Origin of the sequence: Anaerococcus jeddahensis, assembly GCF_001182725.1 — a bacterium.
In the GTDB taxonomy this organism is placed as follows: domain Bacteria; phylum Bacillota; class Clostridia; order Tissierellales; family Peptoniphilaceae; genus Anaerococcus; species Anaerococcus jeddahensis.
Genome location: NZ_CWHU01000005.1, coordinates 512,777 through 531,056, shown reverse-complemented (window position 1 = coordinate 531,056; position 18,280 = coordinate 512,777). Strand labels below are relative to the sequence as shown.

Below are 18,280 nucleotides of genomic sequence, written 5' to 3'. Positions count from 1 at the left end.
TATCTAACTATTTTTAGACTTTTTATTAAATATATGAAAAATTTGCTTGTTTTATATATGAGCCATCTTTACCTACTAGGCCCTATCTTCCCATACATTTTTTATATTTATATAACATTTTAATTTGCACCTTGGAAATTATATTAATCATGGAATTTTCTAAAAGGCAAAAGAAAAGTATTGGAAAAAACTCAATTAAAGAGAGTATGGACAATCTTCCTAATGGTATTTGTTTTTCTAAGCTTGATGGAACTCCTCTATTGGTAAATAGAATAATGCAAGATATTAGCTATGAAGTCTTTGGAAAAATGTTAGTCAATGACCTTGTTTGTGCAGAAAATATTAAAAACAATAAAATTAGACCAAATATAAAAATTTTACAAAGAGATCCCCTAGTTTTGGAAAGCCTCGGCCAAATTTGGCAAATAAAGATCTTTTATCATTGCTTGGTTAAGGAAACTATTGCATATAATATCACATTGGAATGTTCCTTGTATCAAGAAATCGAAAAGAAAACTAAACAGATTAAAAAAATTAATGAAAGTTTAAGAGATTACCAAAAAAATGTTGGGGAATACACAAGACAAAAAGAAATTTTAAAGGCAAAAATAAAAATTCACGACAAAATAGGACAATCTTTAATCTACTTTAAACGTTATTTAGAAAATGCAGATAAGACAAAAAAAGAGCGTGATAAGTTGATTAAACTTTGGATGGAAAGTCTTTTAATATTAGAAGAAAACAACGAATCACCTAAAAACGAATCCAGATTTGAAAAATTGATTTCAACGGCAAAAGATATTGGAGTAGATGTTCATGTAAATGGTAAAACACCTTCAAATGAGAATGACTGGATACTTTTAGTAGACATAGTCCATGAGGCACTAAACAACGCAATTCGCCATGGGCAGGCAAAAAATATTTGGATAAACTTATATGAAGATGAATTTAGAATTCATTGCAAAATTGAAAATGACGGTTTAAAAGCTTATGAACCTATAGTTGAAAAAGGAGGGCTAAAAAATATTCGTCAACGCTTAGACTCCTTTGACAGTACAATTAAAATAAATACTGAACAAAACTTTAAACTTGAAATATCTTGGATAAAAGGAGAAAATTATGACTTATAAAATAATGATTGTAGATGATCAATTTGTTTCAAGAGAACTTTTTAAACTTTCTATAAACCAAGCCCCAGAATATGAAGTTATATATTGTATTGATAGTGCAATGTTTGCAGATACCTACGTTTTAAAAAGCCATATCGACCTAGTTATAATGGATATTCTTATGCAAGATGGTTCAAACGGCTTGGACGCTGCAGAAAAAATAAAAAAATTAAAACCAGATATAAAAATTCTTGCTGTAACCAGCATGCCGGAAGTGTCGTGGATGAATCGAGCCAAAAAAATTGGAATCGACAGTTTTTGGTATAAAGAAGTCTCTCAAGAAACAATTTTAGAAATTGTTGAAAGAACTCTTTCTGGTGAATCCATATATCCAGAAGAAACTCCAGAAGTTAAACTTGGCTTATCTAGCTCTATTGAATTTACGCCTAGAGAAATTGAAGTTCTTAGGCTTCTTAAAACTGGTGTTGGAAATGAAGAAATTGCAAAAAAATTACACATCTCGCAAAATACAGTAAAAACTCATATTAAACATCTATTGGAAAAAACTGGATTTTCCAACAGAACCAAACTTGCAATCCAATCCCGTATCACAGGCTTTGTTATAGAAGATGAATAGATAGTCGACATATAATATAAAAAAAAATTTAAATTAAAAAACAGACTGACCTTTAATTATTTTTAGGTCAGTCTGTTTTAATTTATAAATTAATACAAAGGCAGTTTATACAACAATGGTCAAGGATTAATGCAAAAAATTACATGCCCCCTTATCCTTTAATAAAATAATTAAATTACATAAACTTTTTAAAAAAAATTAAAAATTCTTTAAATTTCATACTTTAGGGTGATGTGCTAAAGTTTAATCGCTGATATAATTTATTTAAACTAATAGAAAATCATCATCAATAAACAATTTTGTAAATATATTAGAAAGGAGTAGCAAATATTAAGAGTTTGATGAAAAATGGTTTCAAAAATGATAAAGGCATTTTGATGTATATACACACTATAAAAAAAAGTGATAATGAAATGAAAAGGAGATAAAAAAAACAAGCAAAATTTTATTGATATGGTTTCACCTATAGTAAAAATTGCAGATTTATAGAATGATAAAAAATAAATCTTTAGGCCAAAGTTATTAAAGAATTAAAAATTCTTTTAAACGCGGCAAATAATTTAACGAAAGGAGTATATTATGGAGAATTATAAAAATTTAGGCGCAGGTGGTACTCTCAATATTGTTTTAAGTATTATAGTAGCAATTGTTTTTGTTGTTGGGATGTGGATGATGTTTGTCAAAGCAGGAGAGGCTGGATGGGCATCAATAATTCCTATTTATAATATCTATGTTCTTTTTAAAATCACATGGGGAAGCGGAATTAAATTCCTTCTATTACTTATACCAATTGTTAACATATTTATATCTATAAAAACTCAAATAAAACTAGCAAAAGCATTTGGAAAAAGCGGAGGATTTGTTGCAGGACTAATATTCTTAACTCCTATTTTCTATGCTATACTTGGATTTAGCGACGCAAAATATTTTGGAGTTCCTGAAAGTTAATAATTAAATCAAAAATTTCATTAAAGCTTTTTATATTAATCAAAGCCTCGATTAGATTATACTTTATTAGGGCCATCAAAGAATAGATATTTTAAGAGCAATTGCCCAAAGAAAAACCAGCAGTCAGACTGTTGACAAACTAAAAAATTTTCCATTTCGACCGAGTGCAACGAGCGGAGAAATCTCATGAGATCTCTCCATACGTTCGTTTCACTCGCACTAAAACACGTTTGCTTTGCAAACTTCTTCGTGCTTTCGCACTTAGTTTTAGGGATTATTGTGCCAAATTAAGGCACAATAATCTAGTCGAGATGGGTTTTAGCCTAATTTTATTTTCGAATTATTAATAAATTATTAAACTGACTTTGTCTACGCTCTGAGCAGCACATCATGTGCTGGTTTTTGCTTTCTAATTTTAAATAGAGACTGTGTAAAATTAATTCTTACCTTTAAGTTTATAATTCATTCTAATTTTTTTCAAATTTGATTTTATATATGATTATCATCAATTGAAATATTTCCCCCTCCTAAAATCAAAACACCTACTCCTACTACTGCCATAAATGCCATGGAAACATAACCTATCTTATTATTAATGAATTTTTTATTTTCTGTATCTTTAGCTGATATCTTATCCGCTATTGAAACCATTTGTTCTGTAATATATTTTTTCTCTTCAAAAGTTAATTCTTCTTTATGCAAAAGGATTCCTAAATCATCAAGAATTTTGCTATAAGCATTAATTGATGCTTCATTGCTTTTATTATTTTGTGTTAGTGCATCACTACAAAGATTCTTCAACTGTACTATCATAGTTTCAGATAATTTTACATATGATGGAAATTGATTAATTATATTTATAGCAACTTCCTTATCCATATTTGGAATTTGTGATACAAATTCTATTACTTTTTCTTTAGTAATATTTCTAAAAGAATCAATTTCAAGCAAGTTCTTTACTTCTTCTACAGATTTTAAAATTTTACCCATTATTTTCTCCTTTGATTTTATTAATTATTATGAACAATTTAAATTCATCGTCTAGCACAAGAATTAGCATAATCTGACTGGTTATTGAGCGGTAAGTGATTTCTGTAAAATTACTACAGTTGATGATTTATCTATCTTTACCATCTGAGTATGTCAAATAATACTGACCGAACATTGAAAAATATCAACAAACATTTTAACAGTAGGTCTAAGATATCATTAAAACGAAAAATCTTTTCCAATTTTTTCAAGATATTATTTTATAATCTATGTCTTTGTCTGTATTTAATGTGTTATAATTAAATCAAATATAAAAGGAGGATCTGATGGACAAAATTTTGATTGGCAAAGGGAATAAGGAAAACTATATACTTTTAAATAAAATTAATAGACACGGACTGATCAGCGGTGCTACTGGAACTGGTAAAACTGTTACTTTGAAAGTGCTTACGGAAGGTCTCTCTAACGCTGGGGTTGCGACCATTCTTGCGGATGTGAAGGGCGATCTTGCAAATATTTCAAAGCCTGGCGAGATGAATGACAAATTAAATTCAAGGCTTGAAGAGCTAGGTATTTCTAATTTTGATTTTAAAAATTATCCTGTAAATATGTGGGACATCTACGGTGAAAAAGGAATTCCTCTTAGGGTTACTGTTTCAGAGATGGGTCCTCTTATGCTCGCAAATATTTTGGAGCTAAACGATACTCAGACTGGGGTTTTAAATATTATTTTCAAAGTTGCCGACAGCGAAGGTCTTCTGTTAATAGATTTAAAGGATCTTAAACAGGTGATTAATTACGTCGGTGAAAATAAGGACGAGATTAGTAGGACCTACGGAAATGTGGCTAGTCAAAGTCTCTCTGCCATTTCTAGAAAACTTTTGTTTATTGAAGATGCTGGGGGCGATTTATTTTTCGGAGAGCCTGCGATAGATATAGGCGATCTTATTAGAACAGACACAAGTGGCAAGGGTGTGGTAAATATTTTAAATGCCACAAAATTGATTTCAAATCCACTTCTCTACTCCATGCTTCTTTTATACTTGCTTTCAGAAATCTATGAAAACTTCCCAGAAGTTGGAGATTTGGACAGACCTAAGCTTGTATTTTTCTTTGACGAAGCACATTTACTATTTAACAACACTCCAAAAGTTTTACAAGACAAAATTATCCAAGTCGTTCGTCTAGTGCGCTCTAAAGGGGTGGGCGTATTCTTCATCACTCAAAATCCTCTCGACGTGCCGGAATCCATATCGTCACAACTTTCTAACAGAATCGTCCATCAACTAAGGGCTTATTCTCCAAAGGAACTAAAGGCGATAAACGCTGTTGCAGACACATTTAGACAGGATGAATCCATGAATATAAAAGAAGGAATCATAAATCTTAGGACTGGTGAAGCATTGGTTTCATTTGCCGATGAAAGTGGTGCACCAACAGTTGCAGACAAGGCACTAATCCTTCCACCCCACTCATCATTTGCGACACTAACCGATGAGGAGTATAAAGACTTGGTTGAATCTTCGCAACTTTATACAAAGTACAAGGATCCTATCGACAGAGAATCCGCCTACGAAATTCTTTTAGAAAGAATTGAAAAAGAAAAATCGGAAGCTGAAAAAGAAAAAATAGACGCCGAAAGACAGAAAGAACTTGAAGCTCAAAGAAAAGAATTAGAAAGAGCACAAAAGTCCAGCCGCAGACAAAAGACTTACGTCGATAAGGGCATCGACTCCATGCTCGGCACCATTACGAGAACCATTGGTCGTGAAATCGCAAGAGGAATCCTCGGTTCCATGAAAAAAAGAAGATAAGATAAAAAAGACTGGAAATAATCCAGTCTTTTTTAGTTTAAATTTTATTTTATTATAAAGATTTTTCAATTAATTTATCGTCAATAAGTTTTATTTCAAACTTTGATTTAGTGTTCTATAACCACAGTGAGTAAAACCAAATCTTCACCTCCTGTGTTTTCAATGCTATGCTCAGAAGATTTTTTGCAGATATGGCAGGTTCCAGGACTTAAAATTCCAAATTATCTAATTTATACTAGCTTCTATTTCACTGCCTAAAAGCAACCAAAACTGTCGAGTTTTCAGATTGTTTGTTATTCTTTTTCTTCTGCCAAAAATTACATCAAAACCATGAAATCTAAATCACTGTTATTATCTAGCACATATTTTGCGTATATATGTTTTTATATAAGAAAATCAAGCTTTTTTATTATTCTAGCTAAAATCGAAACTTTGCGAAAATCCTAAAAAACATGTTAGTTTCTAGCATTTATTAATTTCCTTATCCATCATTACACACTTTAAACAATGCTTGATAGATTAATATGAATGAGATTTTAATTTTTTATGATCTTTTATACTAGTTCTATCTTTGTCTTTTCAGCTAATTCCATTATTTATTACTTATCTAATAATTTTATACTTACTTTAATCTTTTCTCGCTATTACCCTAAAAACCTATAGTTGCCATAAAACATTACAAAACTTGCTGCAAGTATAAAAATATGCCACAAGGCATGATTGTAGGGAATTTTTTTATAGAATAAAAAATAGCTCCTATGGTATAAAACAGTCCGCCAAGTAACAAAAATAAAATATAGCATATACCTATATACTTATAAATCTGATAGATAAGGATAAGAGATACCCATCCCATTACCATATATATAATCATAGAAGCCTTATTTATCTTATCTTCTTTACCTGTTGTAAAGGCTATTATGTTCATCGTAATTCCTATCAATGCCAAAATCCAGATTAGAACAAATATAACTATGGAAAAAGTAGACCTTAAACCGATTAAGATAATTGGAGTATATGAGCCTGCTATTGTTAAATATATTACACCGTGATCAATTGCCCTAAATATTGTCCTTGCTAAAGGATGAGTCATAGCATGATAAAGGCTTGATGATAAAAACATTATGGCTATAGCTATAAAATAAATTAACCACGCCAAAAATCTAATCAGGTCTTTACCTGTGTAAGCATCAACTACTATTGGTATAAAAAATATCAGGCTTAAGATAAATCCTAAAATATGGGTAGCTATATTTATGCCTTCCTCAGACTTGCTATATTTAATAATTCGCATTTTTCATCTCCCCCTCTCAAAATTTTTTAACATTATTTGATACAAGATTAAGCCTTATAAGATTACATCCACAACTTTTTATTTTTAAAGTCTTTCAACTTAAGTATTTCCTTAAAGCATTCCAAACTAATTAAATTCATATTCACATATTTCTAAATCTAAATTGTGTTCTGTATTTGATTTGGACAATAGGTCTATAATCTCTACACGCCTTGCCTTCTGATTGGAAACATAATTTTTTATACTCGTCATTCTTGTAGGAGCACAATTTATTAATGCAATCGTCGTTGGCATTTTTCTTTTTAGGCGATTTTGTTTTTATATTTTTCAGACAAAGATTTTTTTATGTCTTAAAATAATTATTCTCCCTGGGCATCAAAAGATTGTTTCACAATTTCCATAACTTGATCTAATTCATCCTTATGCTCCATAAACAATTCTACATCGCCATTTCCCCAACGACCTATTCCAGTAATATCTCTGCAAATACCATTATGGTCAATAATATCTGGAAACTTCATATTAATTGAAATACGCAATCTTTGTTTCTGGAAAATAATATCTACAAAATTAGTATCCAGCTTATAGGCAACATAAAACTTTTTATATTCCTTTTTTACTGCTGGAGATAGATTCATGATTCGATTATTCAATAATTCGAATAGACTCTTTTTAAATCATTCATATCATATGTTTGTAATGAATACTTCTCAGTTGTTTTTTCTTCTACTTGATATTGTGAAAGTTCTTCTGCTGTTAAAGTTGGATATGTCCAAATAGATTCAGCTTTCTTAGCTAATTCCTTTGCTCTTTCTTTTATATGTTTTTCATTCCACTCATTTTGTAAAACAACATATTTATTAAGTCTAAGTGCACTTTCTTTGAATCCTCCCTGCATATCCATCTTTTCCAAAAAACTCCTATCGCTCATCTCAGAATTATATGCAGTCAAAGTAAGATTACCAATTGTATGTAAATAATTTTTCTGAACCTCCTGCCAATCGTCACCGAGATCAGCTTGCCACTCTAAAGAAAGATTTTTGTTCTGAGGCATTATATGCTCAATTGTATAATTTTCTATTATAATTGGAGCTTTGTTTTCAAAATTTTCCAAACGGCTAAGAATATAATTTCTATTACGCATATTGTAAATATCACGACTCACAAATGCAATTTCAAACTTATCGTTATCTGGGAATTCTTTATAAGAATCTAGCATCAAGAAGAAGGCCTTAACAGAATTCACATAATCATCTAGTCTAATAAAATTTCTCATAGTTGCAAAGGTTTTGTTCAGTGAATTAGTAGGGATCTCGCAAATTGAACGTCTTATTACATAGCTAATGCAAAGTTTTAGAATTTCTTTCAACTCGTCCGATGTAATTAGGCCCTCATCGCAATCCTTATGAATTTTCAATAAGAATGGATAAGATACTTCCATTTTTAAATCAATAATATCCTTATATAGCCTTTTTAAATCTTTGTCAGAATTTCTAATAAATACAATGTCTGTGTAATATTTTGCGTATTCTAGCAAATCTTGACATAGTTCTCTTATAGTTCTAAATTCACAGTTCAAATGATAAAGCTTAAACTCTTCATATACACGGCCCAGCTTTGGAATACGAGATAATTTCATAGTCAAATAATGGCGGAAAAAAGCATCCATTACTGTTGCTTGTGTTTCATATACAAATAGTTGTTCCATAGGTCGCCAAAGATGTTCATACACATAAGTTTGCTCTGAAGGTTCTAGTCCCATCAATATATAGTTACGAATCAAATCAGATTCAGAAAGTTCCTTACCCGTTGAATTCAAACTTTCAAAAATTGCTTGTGCATCATCAACAGCTCGATCTAATGTGATATTAACAATTTGTAATTTTCCAATTGACTCATAAAGCTCAAAAGGCTCAATTTCTTTATCTGCAAGCTTAGCTACAAAAAAATTATAATTTTCAATAAGTCTTGACCTAGTTCCTTCCATAATTGGTTTTTCATCAACAAGGCTTATGAGAATATCTCGATCTGTTTCAGTTAACAAAAGCTTATATCTTTCATCACCAATTTCATACTCATTTTTTAAAAGCATATTATCTATACGGCGAGCATTTATCGTTGTATCATTTGGATTTTTTATTGCATAATTTCGCAAAGACAGAAGAAGCAGCATTAAGGTAGTCATTCGCTGTTGACCATCAATAATCATAAATTTTTGAACACCTGTTGGCATTGCCTGCTCAGCAATATTAACAATAGATCCAACAAAATGACCAAGCTTTCCATTTTTTTGCATTTCAACAATATCATTCCAAAGTCGTTTGCACTGATCAATATCCCAGCTATAAAATCTCTGATACACTGGAATCAAGAACTGCTTATTTCCATTTAATATCTCATAGATATTTCCCTTGCGTGCATCCATATCGCACCTCCAATATTTCTTTTATCCTGCTGTCAAATATTACCATCTTTCAGCAGCGTATAAAATTAATCATTTTTCCCTTAATTTTGCTACTAAAATACTATCTATATCCTATTTTGTCTCATTTTTTCTATCTTAGTATACGAAATAAACCACTAGATTTTCAACAAAAGTTCTACTGATTCTACATGGATTGAGTGGTCAGTATGGATAATTTTTGATATTTTAGGGAAGCCTCGTATGCGGGAACATATCAATTACTACTCATCTAATGACTTATTATATCATTCTTAAACACAGAAAAACAGCCCATAAAAGAGCTGTTTGAATTTATTGTTTAATATTTCGTTTGAAAAGTATCATTAATTTCTTTCACATGCTACTACTGCATCTTATTTTTCTTAAAAAACAACGATTATTACTTTTATTGAATTACTTTTTCTTTCCTTTTATGATTTCATTTTCTTTAATTTCCAATATACATGGTATAGCATTAATAGGTACTGTCAAATTTTTTGTGTAAACTCTAACTTATAAATTTTGTCATCTTAATTCACTAGATACAATTAAATCGTAGATTTGATTGTATCTGGTGAATCACTTATTTCCCCTATCATGATTATTAGTTCATATCTTACCAAGCCAAATCCAAGATGAGTCCTATTTGAAAATTTATTATTATATTCTGATACTAGTATATAAATTGCTTTATCAAGGCTTTCTTCATTTGGGAATTGGACTTTCTGTTTTAATTTTCTTTTTATATCCTTATTGAAATTTTCACATATATTATTGGTATACAAGCTTCTTCTTATTGCTTTTGGAAATAGCATAAAGGTAAATAAATTATCTTTACCTTCTAGCATTTTTCTTAGTTTAGGATATTTAATTGACCATTTTGATAAAAACTCAATCAATCTTTTTTCTGCTGCTTCTATATTATCGAAGCTGTAGATTAGTTTAGCATCATTTGCTACTTCTAGTTTGTCCTTTGCATTTGGATCTATTCCAATTATTACATGAAGAGCTTCTTTTGCTACTGAATTCCCTCTTACTGGTAAAGTATGTAGCATCACAATACAAAACGATAAAGTCTTTTTTTATTTTGCGATTGTGATATGCTTCTATTTCATTTTTCATTACTTTTGAGATATTTGATATGGTTGTTGGAGAATAATGGTTTCCATACATTTTTTCCAATAGTTCTGCTATTTCCCTTGTAGTTATACCTTTCTTGTATAGAGTGATAACCATATTCTCAAGATTATCTGTGTTTCTAGCATATGCTTTTACTGTTTCTTGCTTAAATTGACCCGCTCTATCCCTTGGAATTTGAAGTTCAAGCTCTCCAAATCTAGTTTTTAAGTTTCTATGATAGTATCCATTTCTTGAATTGCCCGAACCACAGCCTTTATATTCCCATTTTTCATAGTTTAAAAATACTGTTAGTTCTGATTTTAGTAAATTATTAATAGCTATTTCTAACTATTGCCTAAAAAATTCATTAATATCTAATCCTTGGGCCAGTATTCGCATTAAATCTGTGTTAAAATTATTCATAAGAGAACTCCTTGTTAGTTTATGTTTTTCTTTTTTTACTTAACAAAACTTTACAAGTTTGAGTTCTCTTTTTCTATTTTACACATAATATTTTATACTATGATTTTATACATATTATGGACTTAACTTATAAAAAACCAATAAGATTTCATTGTAAAAAATAAATTTTTTCTTTATTGAAATATATTTCTTCAGTCTTGTTATAAATATAATTTAAGTTTTCTATCTTTTCAATTAAAATTCTTGTAGATGGATTAGCTAAGTCAGCAAAATTTCTTAAAAGATTCTTTTCAATTTCTAGAGAACTTTTATATATATCATCACCCTTATCTTGCAAATACTCATCCACCGGACCTTTGTTTATGAGTGGTATAGAACCTATAACTTTACCAGCAGTTTTTCCTGCCATTCCTATTCCTTTAAATAAATTCTTTTCAATTCCAGTCTTTGAAATTTTTTCTAAGTAAAAGGAGGCTTCCATAAAATAATTCCTATATTGACTTGATAATTTTTCAATTTCATTTCTTGTATATGAAATATATTCTTCTTTGAAATTGCCTGCCAGCATTATTTCCATCAAGGAAGATAAGGAAAATATGTAAATAGATAGGCGGTAATATTTAAATTTCTTAACTAAATCAGCTAATCTAGAGTTGATCTTTCCTTGCCTTGCAAAAAGCTGCTTCTTTAATACTTCATCATTTATCTTCCTTTGAAATGATAAGATATTTTTCCTTGATCTGTTTTTTATATTCATTACCACATTATGACTATTTGTGACAATCATAAGGTTGTCCCAATTATACTTATAGTTTTTTACTATCTCCATTAAAGTTTCAACATCAGCTTCAATTTGTGACTCATTTTCTACTTCTAGAAAAGAAAGAATTTTCTTCTGGTCTTGTTTTATTTGCTTCATATCTTTTTCTACAGAATATATCATCATAGCAGCAAAAATAAGCCCAGGATTCATAGGAGCCACTGTTTTTGTTGTTAATAAAACAGAATCTACTTTAGCAAGTTGGACTAGCTTTGACTTCCCATTGCCTGTAAACATTGCACCCCAGGCATTTCCATTTTTAGCCATTTTGAGTGTATCTCCAAAAGCTTTATTTGCTATTCTAAATAAGCCATCAGCAGGTAAGCTAGTTGTCTGCGTAACCGTTCTAAAATAAGGTAGCAAAGACGATATAGTTACTCCCAACATTGATAGGTCAGCAATTGGCAAGCTTAATGTATTTTTTATATCAATAGCTTTCCTTGTTTCTTCAAGCAAGGCTCCAGTTATCAATTCTAAATTATTATCCCCAATAATTTTACTTATATCTCCCATATAAAATCTCCATACATTTTCTTCTATTCATAATCTCTAAAGTTAAATACCAATAATTAAGATTATTATATAATTTATTAGAAAATAGGTAAAATGAGAAAATTAATTATTTGTATTTAATTAAGTTTGCTTTATATTTGCTTATAGACAAATATGAAAGTATGTCATAAGTAATTCGACTAGCTTATAACTAATTTTTTTAAAAATAAATAAGTTATCTCTCACCAGAATCACACAATACTAAATTGTTATGCATATTCCAACGCTGAATTAATTACAACAGCCTTTCCATTAATTTTCCTTGATAAGTAAAGCAATGGATTCCACATGGCTTGAGTGGTCAGTATGGATAAAATCTAATATGTCAATAAAAGTCACATAAAAAAACAAAATACAAAATCTGATGTCGGTTTATTTTTAGATTATAGATTTTCATTCTATCTGTAGGTGTCCTATTATATTTTCTATATTATCTTAATTTACTTGGATTCTTGTTTAAAAGTCCTTATATTTATCTTATCAGAATACATATCCATAATTAATTTATAAAAATAAAAAAGACATAGGCTATAGATAAACTCTAAGCTCATGTCTTACTAAATTTAAAGAAAAAATGCAACATATAAACCAGCTACTAAATTAGACAATGTATGTATGATAAAACTTGGAATAATTGATCCCTCTGATAACTTCTCGTTGATATATCCCATAGCATAGGCTATACACCCTGTAACAAAAATAATTAAAAGAGATTTTAATACACCTACAATAGGAAAAAACATCACTCCGTGAACCAGTCCAAACAATATTGATTGTATAAGATTTCCATTATTAAATCCTATTTTACTAACTAGCCTTTTAAGTGCAAATCCCCTAAACAAAATCTCCTCAGGTAAAGCAGTGTTAAGGGCTGCATAAATTATAATAGGCAAAATAGCCTTGAATTTAAGTCCCGCAAACTCGCTAGTTGCATTATTAACTCCACTTAGACTATTTAGAAGAATTATGCCTATTATTAGATAGATAATGGTTACTATAAATATTGATAATATCAAAGTCCTGTCTACCCTTTTAATTATTTTAAGCCCTATCCATTCTGTAAATTTCTGATTTTTTCTAACTTTAAAATACCAATAAACAAATGGTATAAGTGAAAATAAAACGATTTGAATTAAACTACTAATAAGTTTGTTAATTACTAAACTCATAATCCCTCCTTGATATAATATAAAAATACATTTATATTATGCCCATATATGCATATTTAAAACTTGAGAAATGTAAAATATTTTCTTCACCTATATATAAACCTTATCTATAAATTATAATATTTGATTAAATCTCTTAAGTTAATTGCCTTTTGAATATTTTTCATAACACCCTTTTGATATCTCAGCTAACAGATCTTTAGGAAATGGCCTAGAATATGGCAGCCTTACGTAGCTTTAGTTATATCATAATCTTTTAATTTATCCCTAAAATATTCAGTTCCTTCCTCTCCTAGATATACTCCTATATGATTTTTTGACGAAGCAAATTGAATAATATTTTTACCCTTCCAATATGTGGGTATACTCGAAAACGATTCTGTACTTTCTCATCAGGTATTTTCATGAGTATTCCACCCCTGCAGTCCTCGCTTTTTATTTCGATCAATGAAAACACATCATTGAGAGTCTTATAATTTTTTATCTTTTTTTCTTGATATCAACACCACCGTCTCCACGTGCATTGTCTTTTGCTTGGGAACATATTTTTTTATCCTCGTCATTCTTGTAGGAGTACAATTTATTAATGTCATTGTCTTTGGCATTTTTTCTTTTATCTTTGAAATTATTAGAATTTTGACTATCTTTAACTCCTGTCTTGAAGTAGAATGTCAGGTCATATGGATGGACTGTTCCGTCTTTGTCAATTCTGCCCACCATGACTTTATCAACTATGCTTTCAAATACTAGTCTGTTAAATTCCTCTATAATTTCTCTATTCTCTAAGATCTTTTTAAATTGCTTTAGTCTTTCTTTAATAGAATTGTCATCTTTTATTGTTAGATCCAGTATTTTCTTTTCATCAAGTAATTCTTCTTTTTGTTTTGTAAGTTTTTTATATTTTTTAGCATAAACTTCTTCTATACTATCTTCTAAATGAAGATCAACTAACTTTCTTTCTTGACTAATGATTCTATTAAGCTGGTTTCCTATCTTTTTCAGATCTTTAAATAAAGTGTTATCATTAATTTCTTCTTCAACAATTTTAAAAAGTCATCTATTACTGTTGAATCTGCATTACATAATTGCCTATAGCTTTCAACAAATACTTTTTCTATTGCCGCTTCTTTTATTCCTTTCTTTCAAATTTTATTTTATAATCCAAGTAGAATCACTAGCCACGCTTCTATTATGGATACGATTGGAATTAGTAAAAATGGCATCAAGATAAAATGTTCCTTAATGGCCAAATGTTTAATCCAATTTCCAAATTCGTAGTCCTCATGTCCTTCTGTGCCTGGTATGACTATCTTGTCCTTGTACTTTCCTTGGAACAAAAGTACATCCAATAGAAGGAAATCTCCAAAATTTAATATTATCCACTGAATATAGCTCATCCAGAAAAGATCTCTAAGTCCTCTTATTCCCGTATGTAAAAGAGAGGTCACTCCATATATCAAACATATTACTGAAATTATATACGTAAGTATTAAATTTATTCTTTTCTCTTCTTTTGTCATCTTTTCTGGAGCCGAATTTTGTATTTCTTTTGGATAGGAATCGAAGAAAAATCTTGGGTTAATCAGTACAAAAGCTGCTACTGAACCGTTAAAGATAGCAGCCATTGCAATTCCATCTAATATTGCTCTTGTTATATCCATAATATTCTCCTTATTTATTTTCCAAAAATAACTTTAATTTTTCAGCATATTCTTTGGGATGTTCGTGGAGAAATTGTCCGTGGCCCATTCCTTCAAATACTTCTGTTTCCATTTGTGGAAGATACTCTCTTAATATCTTTTCACTTTTTTCAGGGATTGGCTCTTCGCTCCCCCTCCAAAACATTACTGGGTTTGAAAACTTGCTTAGATTTTTTGGAGGCTTGTAATGATAAATAAACTTACAAGCATTTTTAATAGTGGTTTTTGAAATTTGCGGATACATCATTTCGATTACGCTTAGATTATCCTTGCCCATAATCTTATCTAATAAAAATTTAGGTATTGGCTTTTTGTTTTTGATCCTACTTGTACCAATGATAAAAGCACAGGTAAATGGCCTTGCCATCAAACCCAACTCGGCAGTAATCGCCCCATCTAAGAGGACTCTCGATGTAGAAATATTTCCTCTTCCAATTAATTCAACAGCTAAAGTTGCTCCCATAGAAAAACCGCATATTCCATAGACACTCCCGCCCATTTCATTTAATATGTAACTTTCTATGAAATCTATGGTTTCCTCCATTGAAGTTAAATCTTTTGGGTTAGTCCCATAATGTCCATCCAATTCACAGAAAATTACAAAATAATCTTGCAAATAAGGCAGAAGGGGTTTGAAACATTGGTCTGCAGTAGAGGCAAGTCCATGAATAAATAATATTGACTTATTATTTTTATTTCCAAATGTTATAAAGTTCATATTTTCCCTATTCTAAACTTTTCTTATATATTTGTAATATTAAGACTTTAATAATTCAATAATTTCATCCTGGGCCTGTCTACCCTCTCTAAAAAATCTTAAAAGTGGATAACAGTGACACATTCCTTCACCCACAATGATTTTATATGGAGCCTTGTGTTTTTCCATTGCCTTTTTAAAGTATTCTGCAAAAGCATAAATACATTCATTTCCTCCGTAATAAAAGTAAGTTTTTGGAAAGTCTGAAAAATCTCCCTTTGTTCCGTCTAACATATATTCAGGTAAGTCTTCATCACCCTTTACGATTTCTCTTGCAGTTTTAAAATAGCTAGGTTCAATCATTATGTCTTTATTGTTAAGGGCATTTAATTTTTCCCATACTTCTTTATTTCCCTCAGGACTTACATCTGGAAGTCCACCAGGAGATACTGGAATTATTTTCCCAGCCATTGGTAAAGGTCTGCCTAGTGCATTATTATGTAAAAAAATTCCAAGGGCTAAAGATGCGCCTGATGAAAATCCTAGTACACTTATATTTTCTGCCTTATAAGTTTCGGTCATTAGCCTATAGGTTTCAAAACAAACTTCATAGGTTTTATCAAGCTTTACATCTTCTGAACAAAGAGGATAAAATAAAAACCATAGGTCTTTACCAGTTTTTTCCATTATTCTTTCTGCCAAAGAAAAATCCAATTTATCAGGTCCTGTAATCATTCCTCCGCCGAAAAGATAAAAGACTACTCCTTCTGCTGGTTTTTTATTTTTTTGATATGAAAGGAGCCTATAACCCATGACCTCTTTGTCAAAGAGAAAATAATTTTTTCTCTCAGCTATCTTCTTTGCCTTATCTAAATCAAATTCCGCCTTTGCATTTTCTCTTTTTGCATATTCAAGCATCTCTTCTTTGTTCTTTAAAAACATTTTTTTGACACCTGCAAGTCTTACTATTGTCGATGTAATTTTATATGTAGCGCTCATTTCACACCTCCGATTGATACTCAATTAATCATAATTTTACAAGTTTTTACCAACACTTATTCTTGTAACTCAACTTCATTCTCTATCGCCTGTAATGAAATAATCACAACAATCCGCTCCACTTGCTATCGTGCCTTTCCTGTGAAGTACTCCATGTTGAAGACTTATCATAAGCTCATCAAGCTCACAGAATAGTGGCATTAATTCATCTACCCCCAGCTTCTTTGTATAAGCACAAATGGGGCAACGAGTAATTCTATAATAACAAGCACCCTTATAGGGTTGACCCTCAAAATCAACCTTAAAGGATGTGGGATAGAGCTTTTCTTTTTCATCTGTATACCACTTGTAATATTTAAGAATATTTTTCTTATTGAGCTCTTTCCCCCTCTTAGTATTTAGATTAATTAAGGAAAAATACCATTTGACAGAATAAAGAGATTGGCGCATCATATCTTGAATGGTTTCTGGTGGAATCTTTTTCTCGCTTGCTAGGTAGGGAGCAACAAAAACAAGAGCGAACATCTCATTGTATGCCATGGGATTATCATTGCCGATATCATCTGCTTCTTCTATTATTTTTCGATAAATTTTTTTGCTCTTTCTAATAATTTCTGAAGCATATGCTTTATCATACTTTTCTATAAGAACTTTCTTCATTGGACCTTTAAATAATAAGAAATAAAAACCTTTGTATTTCATCTTGCATACCTCATTAATTTTTTAAAATTTTTTATTTTCTCCCAATAAGAAGAGCTGAGCCAGAAAGTCCAAGGAATAAAGATTCTTTGTGACTCATAAAAAGACCCTTTGTTGTATCAATTAATTGCACATCTTCGTAGCCATCTTTTTTAAGCTTTTCCATAAATTTATTCATATCTCCATATCTTGACTTACTCATCAAATCATGGATAACAAAAACTCCATCCTTTTTAAGTACACGTAATGTTTCCAGTAAAAGTTTTTGTTTATTTTTTCCTCTTATATTGTGATAAACATAGTTGCTTGTTACTACATCAAAACTTTCATCTTCAAAAGGAAGATTCGCTGCATTTCCTTCTTCAAATCTCACATTTTCTATTCCCTCTAATTTTGCATTATTTTCACAGAGTTCTTTAGAAAATTCACTTTTATATGAACCCCTCCATATGTCACAGCCCACCATAGTCGTCTTTGGATTTTTCTTTGCGCAAGCAATAGTAAGTGCACCGCTACCACAACCCACATCCAATCCCACGCCACCATCTGGGATTTTTACATAGTCGGCAGTCCCCTCTATTATGACTTTGGCAAGCTTTCTTTTTCCATTGTAATCAAAACTCCTATATAAGAAGCTAACCCAGACAGTTATTAATAGGAGTATAAGGTATCCTATCCCTAGGATAATTCCCCAGATAATCCTTTGCCTTCCTTGAAGAATAAGATCACTTGCACCAAATAATATGAATAAAATAAGACATACTAGACTTTCAATAATCTTAGCCTTCAACAATCTTTTAGGAAGCCAGTTTCTATAATCAGGTTTTGTTTTGTCATCAAAAAAATATAAAAGTTTCATAAGTTTTC

Annotated in this window: 18 protein-coding genes; 4 read left to right on the top strand and 14 right to left on the bottom strand. The window is 30.5% G+C overall.

Features of this window, described 5'->3' with window-relative positions:
• Positions 1 to 206 precede the first annotated feature (206 nt).
• The 3 genes from BN2087_RS05580 (at position 207) to BN2087_RS05570 (ending at position 2,694) form a co-directional block, all read left to right on the top strand.
• Positions 207 to 1,130, top strand: a complete 924-nt coding sequence (locus BN2087_RS05580; protein ID WP_148485522.1) for a sensor histidine kinase — start codon at positions 207 to 209, stop codon at positions 1,128 to 1,130.
• A complete protein-coding gene (locus BN2087_RS05575) occupies positions 1,120 to 1,746 on the top strand; it encodes a response regulator transcription factor (RefSeq protein WP_049690844.1) in 627 nt (208 codons plus the stop codon). Before BN2087_RS05580 ends, BN2087_RS05575 begins: the two co-directional genes overlap by 11 nt.
• A 579-nt stretch (positions 1,747 to 2,325) precedes the next feature.
• Positions 2,326 to 2,694 carry a DUF5684 domain-containing protein gene (locus BN2087_RS05570; protein WP_049690843.1) on the top strand — a complete coding sequence of 123 codons (369 nt, stop codon included), beginning with the start codon at positions 2,326 to 2,328 and terminating at the stop codon, positions 2,692 to 2,694.
• A 489-nt stretch (positions 2,695 to 3,183) separates the two neighbouring features.
• Here the strand turns inward: BN2087_RS05570 and BN2087_RS05565 are convergent, their stop codons facing one another.
• Positions 3,184 to 3,684: a hypothetical protein gene (locus BN2087_RS05565; protein ID WP_049690842.1), complete on the bottom strand. Its 501-nt coding sequence runs from the start codon at positions 3,682 to 3,684 to the stop codon at positions 3,184 to 3,186.
• A 326-nt stretch (positions 3,685 to 4,010) separates the two neighbouring features.
• Here BN2087_RS05565 and BN2087_RS05560 point away from each other — a divergent pair, with 326 nt between their 5' ends.
• Positions 4,011 to 5,498 (top strand): helicase HerA-like domain-containing protein, encoded by a 1,488-nt coding sequence (locus BN2087_RS05560; RefSeq protein WP_049690841.1) that lies wholly within the window; start codon positions 4,011 to 4,013, stop codon positions 5,496 to 5,498.
• Positions 5,499 to 6,174: 676 nt separating this feature from the next.
• Here the strand turns inward: BN2087_RS05560 and trhA are convergent.
• The 13 genes from trhA to BN2087_RS05505 all read right to left on the bottom strand — a co-directional run bounded on the left by trhA (position 6,175) and on the right by BN2087_RS05505 (position 18,272).
• A complete protein-coding gene (trhA, locus tag BN2087_RS05555; protein ID WP_245190846.1) occupies positions 6,175 to 6,792 on the bottom strand; it encodes a PAQR family membrane homeostasis protein TrhA in 618 nt (205 codons plus the stop codon).
• A 359-nt stretch (positions 6,793 to 7,151) separates the two neighbouring features.
• On the bottom strand, positions 7,152 to 7,430 hold the full coding sequence (locus BN2087_RS09325; RefSeq protein ID WP_209320249.1) for a DUF5655 domain-containing protein: 279 nt from the start codon (positions 7,428 to 7,430) through the stop codon (positions 7,152 to 7,154).
• 11 nt (positions 7,431 to 7,441) lie between these two features.
• Complete coding sequence (locus BN2087_RS05550; RefSeq protein WP_209320248.1) at positions 7,442 to 9,217, bottom strand: DUF262 domain-containing protein; 1,776 nt, start codon at positions 9,215 to 9,217, stop codon at positions 7,442 to 7,444.
• A gap of 566 nt (positions 9,218 to 9,783) precedes the next feature.
• Positions 9,784 to 10,290, bottom strand: a complete 507-nt coding sequence (locus tag BN2087_RS09320; protein WP_049690840.1) for a transposase — start codon at positions 10,288 to 10,290, stop codon at positions 9,784 to 9,786.
• The gene (locus BN2087_RS09580; protein WP_425339115.1) at positions 10,184 to 10,690 is read right to left on the bottom strand and encodes a transposase; all 507 of its coding nucleotides are present in this window, start codon (positions 10,688 to 10,690) and stop codon (positions 10,184 to 10,186) included. The genes BN2087_RS09320 and BN2087_RS09580 overlap by 107 nt, the downstream gene beginning before the upstream one ends.
• Positions 10,691 to 10,925: 235 nt before the next feature.
• Complete coding sequence (locus BN2087_RS05540; protein ID WP_049690839.1) at positions 10,926 to 12,110, bottom strand: hypothetical protein; 1,185 nt, start codon at positions 12,108 to 12,110, stop codon at positions 10,926 to 10,928.
• A gap of 602 nt (positions 12,111 to 12,712) precedes the next feature.
• Positions 12,713 to 13,318, bottom strand: a complete 606-nt coding sequence (locus BN2087_RS05535; RefSeq protein WP_049690838.1) for a CPBP family intramembrane glutamic endopeptidase — start codon at positions 13,316 to 13,318, stop codon at positions 12,713 to 12,715.
• Positions 13,319 to 13,798: 480 nt separating this feature from the next.
• Positions 13,799 to 14,038 (bottom strand): hypothetical protein, encoded by a 240-nt coding sequence (locus tag BN2087_RS09575; RefSeq protein ID WP_049690837.1) that lies wholly within the window; start codon positions 14,036 to 14,038, stop codon positions 13,799 to 13,801.
• Positions 14,039 to 14,472: 434 nt separating this feature from the next.
• The gene (locus BN2087_RS05525) at positions 14,473 to 14,979 is read right to left on the bottom strand and encodes a hypothetical protein (protein ID WP_049690836.1); all 507 of its coding nucleotides are present in this window, start codon (positions 14,977 to 14,979) and stop codon (positions 14,473 to 14,475) included.
• A gap of 10 nt (positions 14,980 to 14,989) precedes the next feature.
• Positions 14,990 to 15,736, bottom strand: coding sequence for an alpha/beta fold hydrolase (locus BN2087_RS05520; RefSeq protein WP_049690835.1), 747 nt, complete (start codon positions 15,734 to 15,736; stop codon positions 14,990 to 14,992).
• 39 nt (positions 15,737 to 15,775) lie between these two features.
• Entirely contained in the window at positions 15,776 to 16,714 is a 939-nt protein-coding gene (locus BN2087_RS05515) for an alpha/beta hydrolase (protein ID WP_049690834.1), read from the bottom strand.
• Between the two features lie 75 nt (positions 16,715 to 16,789).
• Positions 16,790 to 17,416 carry an L-2-amino-thiazoline-4-carboxylic acid hydrolase gene (locus tag BN2087_RS05510; RefSeq protein WP_049690833.1) on the bottom strand — a complete coding sequence of 209 codons (627 nt, stop codon included), beginning with the start codon at positions 17,414 to 17,416 and terminating at the stop codon, positions 16,790 to 16,792.
• 31 nt (positions 17,417 to 17,447) lie between these two features.
• The gene (locus tag BN2087_RS05505; RefSeq protein WP_049690832.1) at positions 17,448 to 18,272 is read right to left on the bottom strand and encodes a class I SAM-dependent methyltransferase; all 825 of its coding nucleotides are present in this window, start codon (positions 18,270 to 18,272) and stop codon (positions 17,448 to 17,450) included.
• Positions 18,273 to 18,280 lie beyond the last annotated feature (8 nt).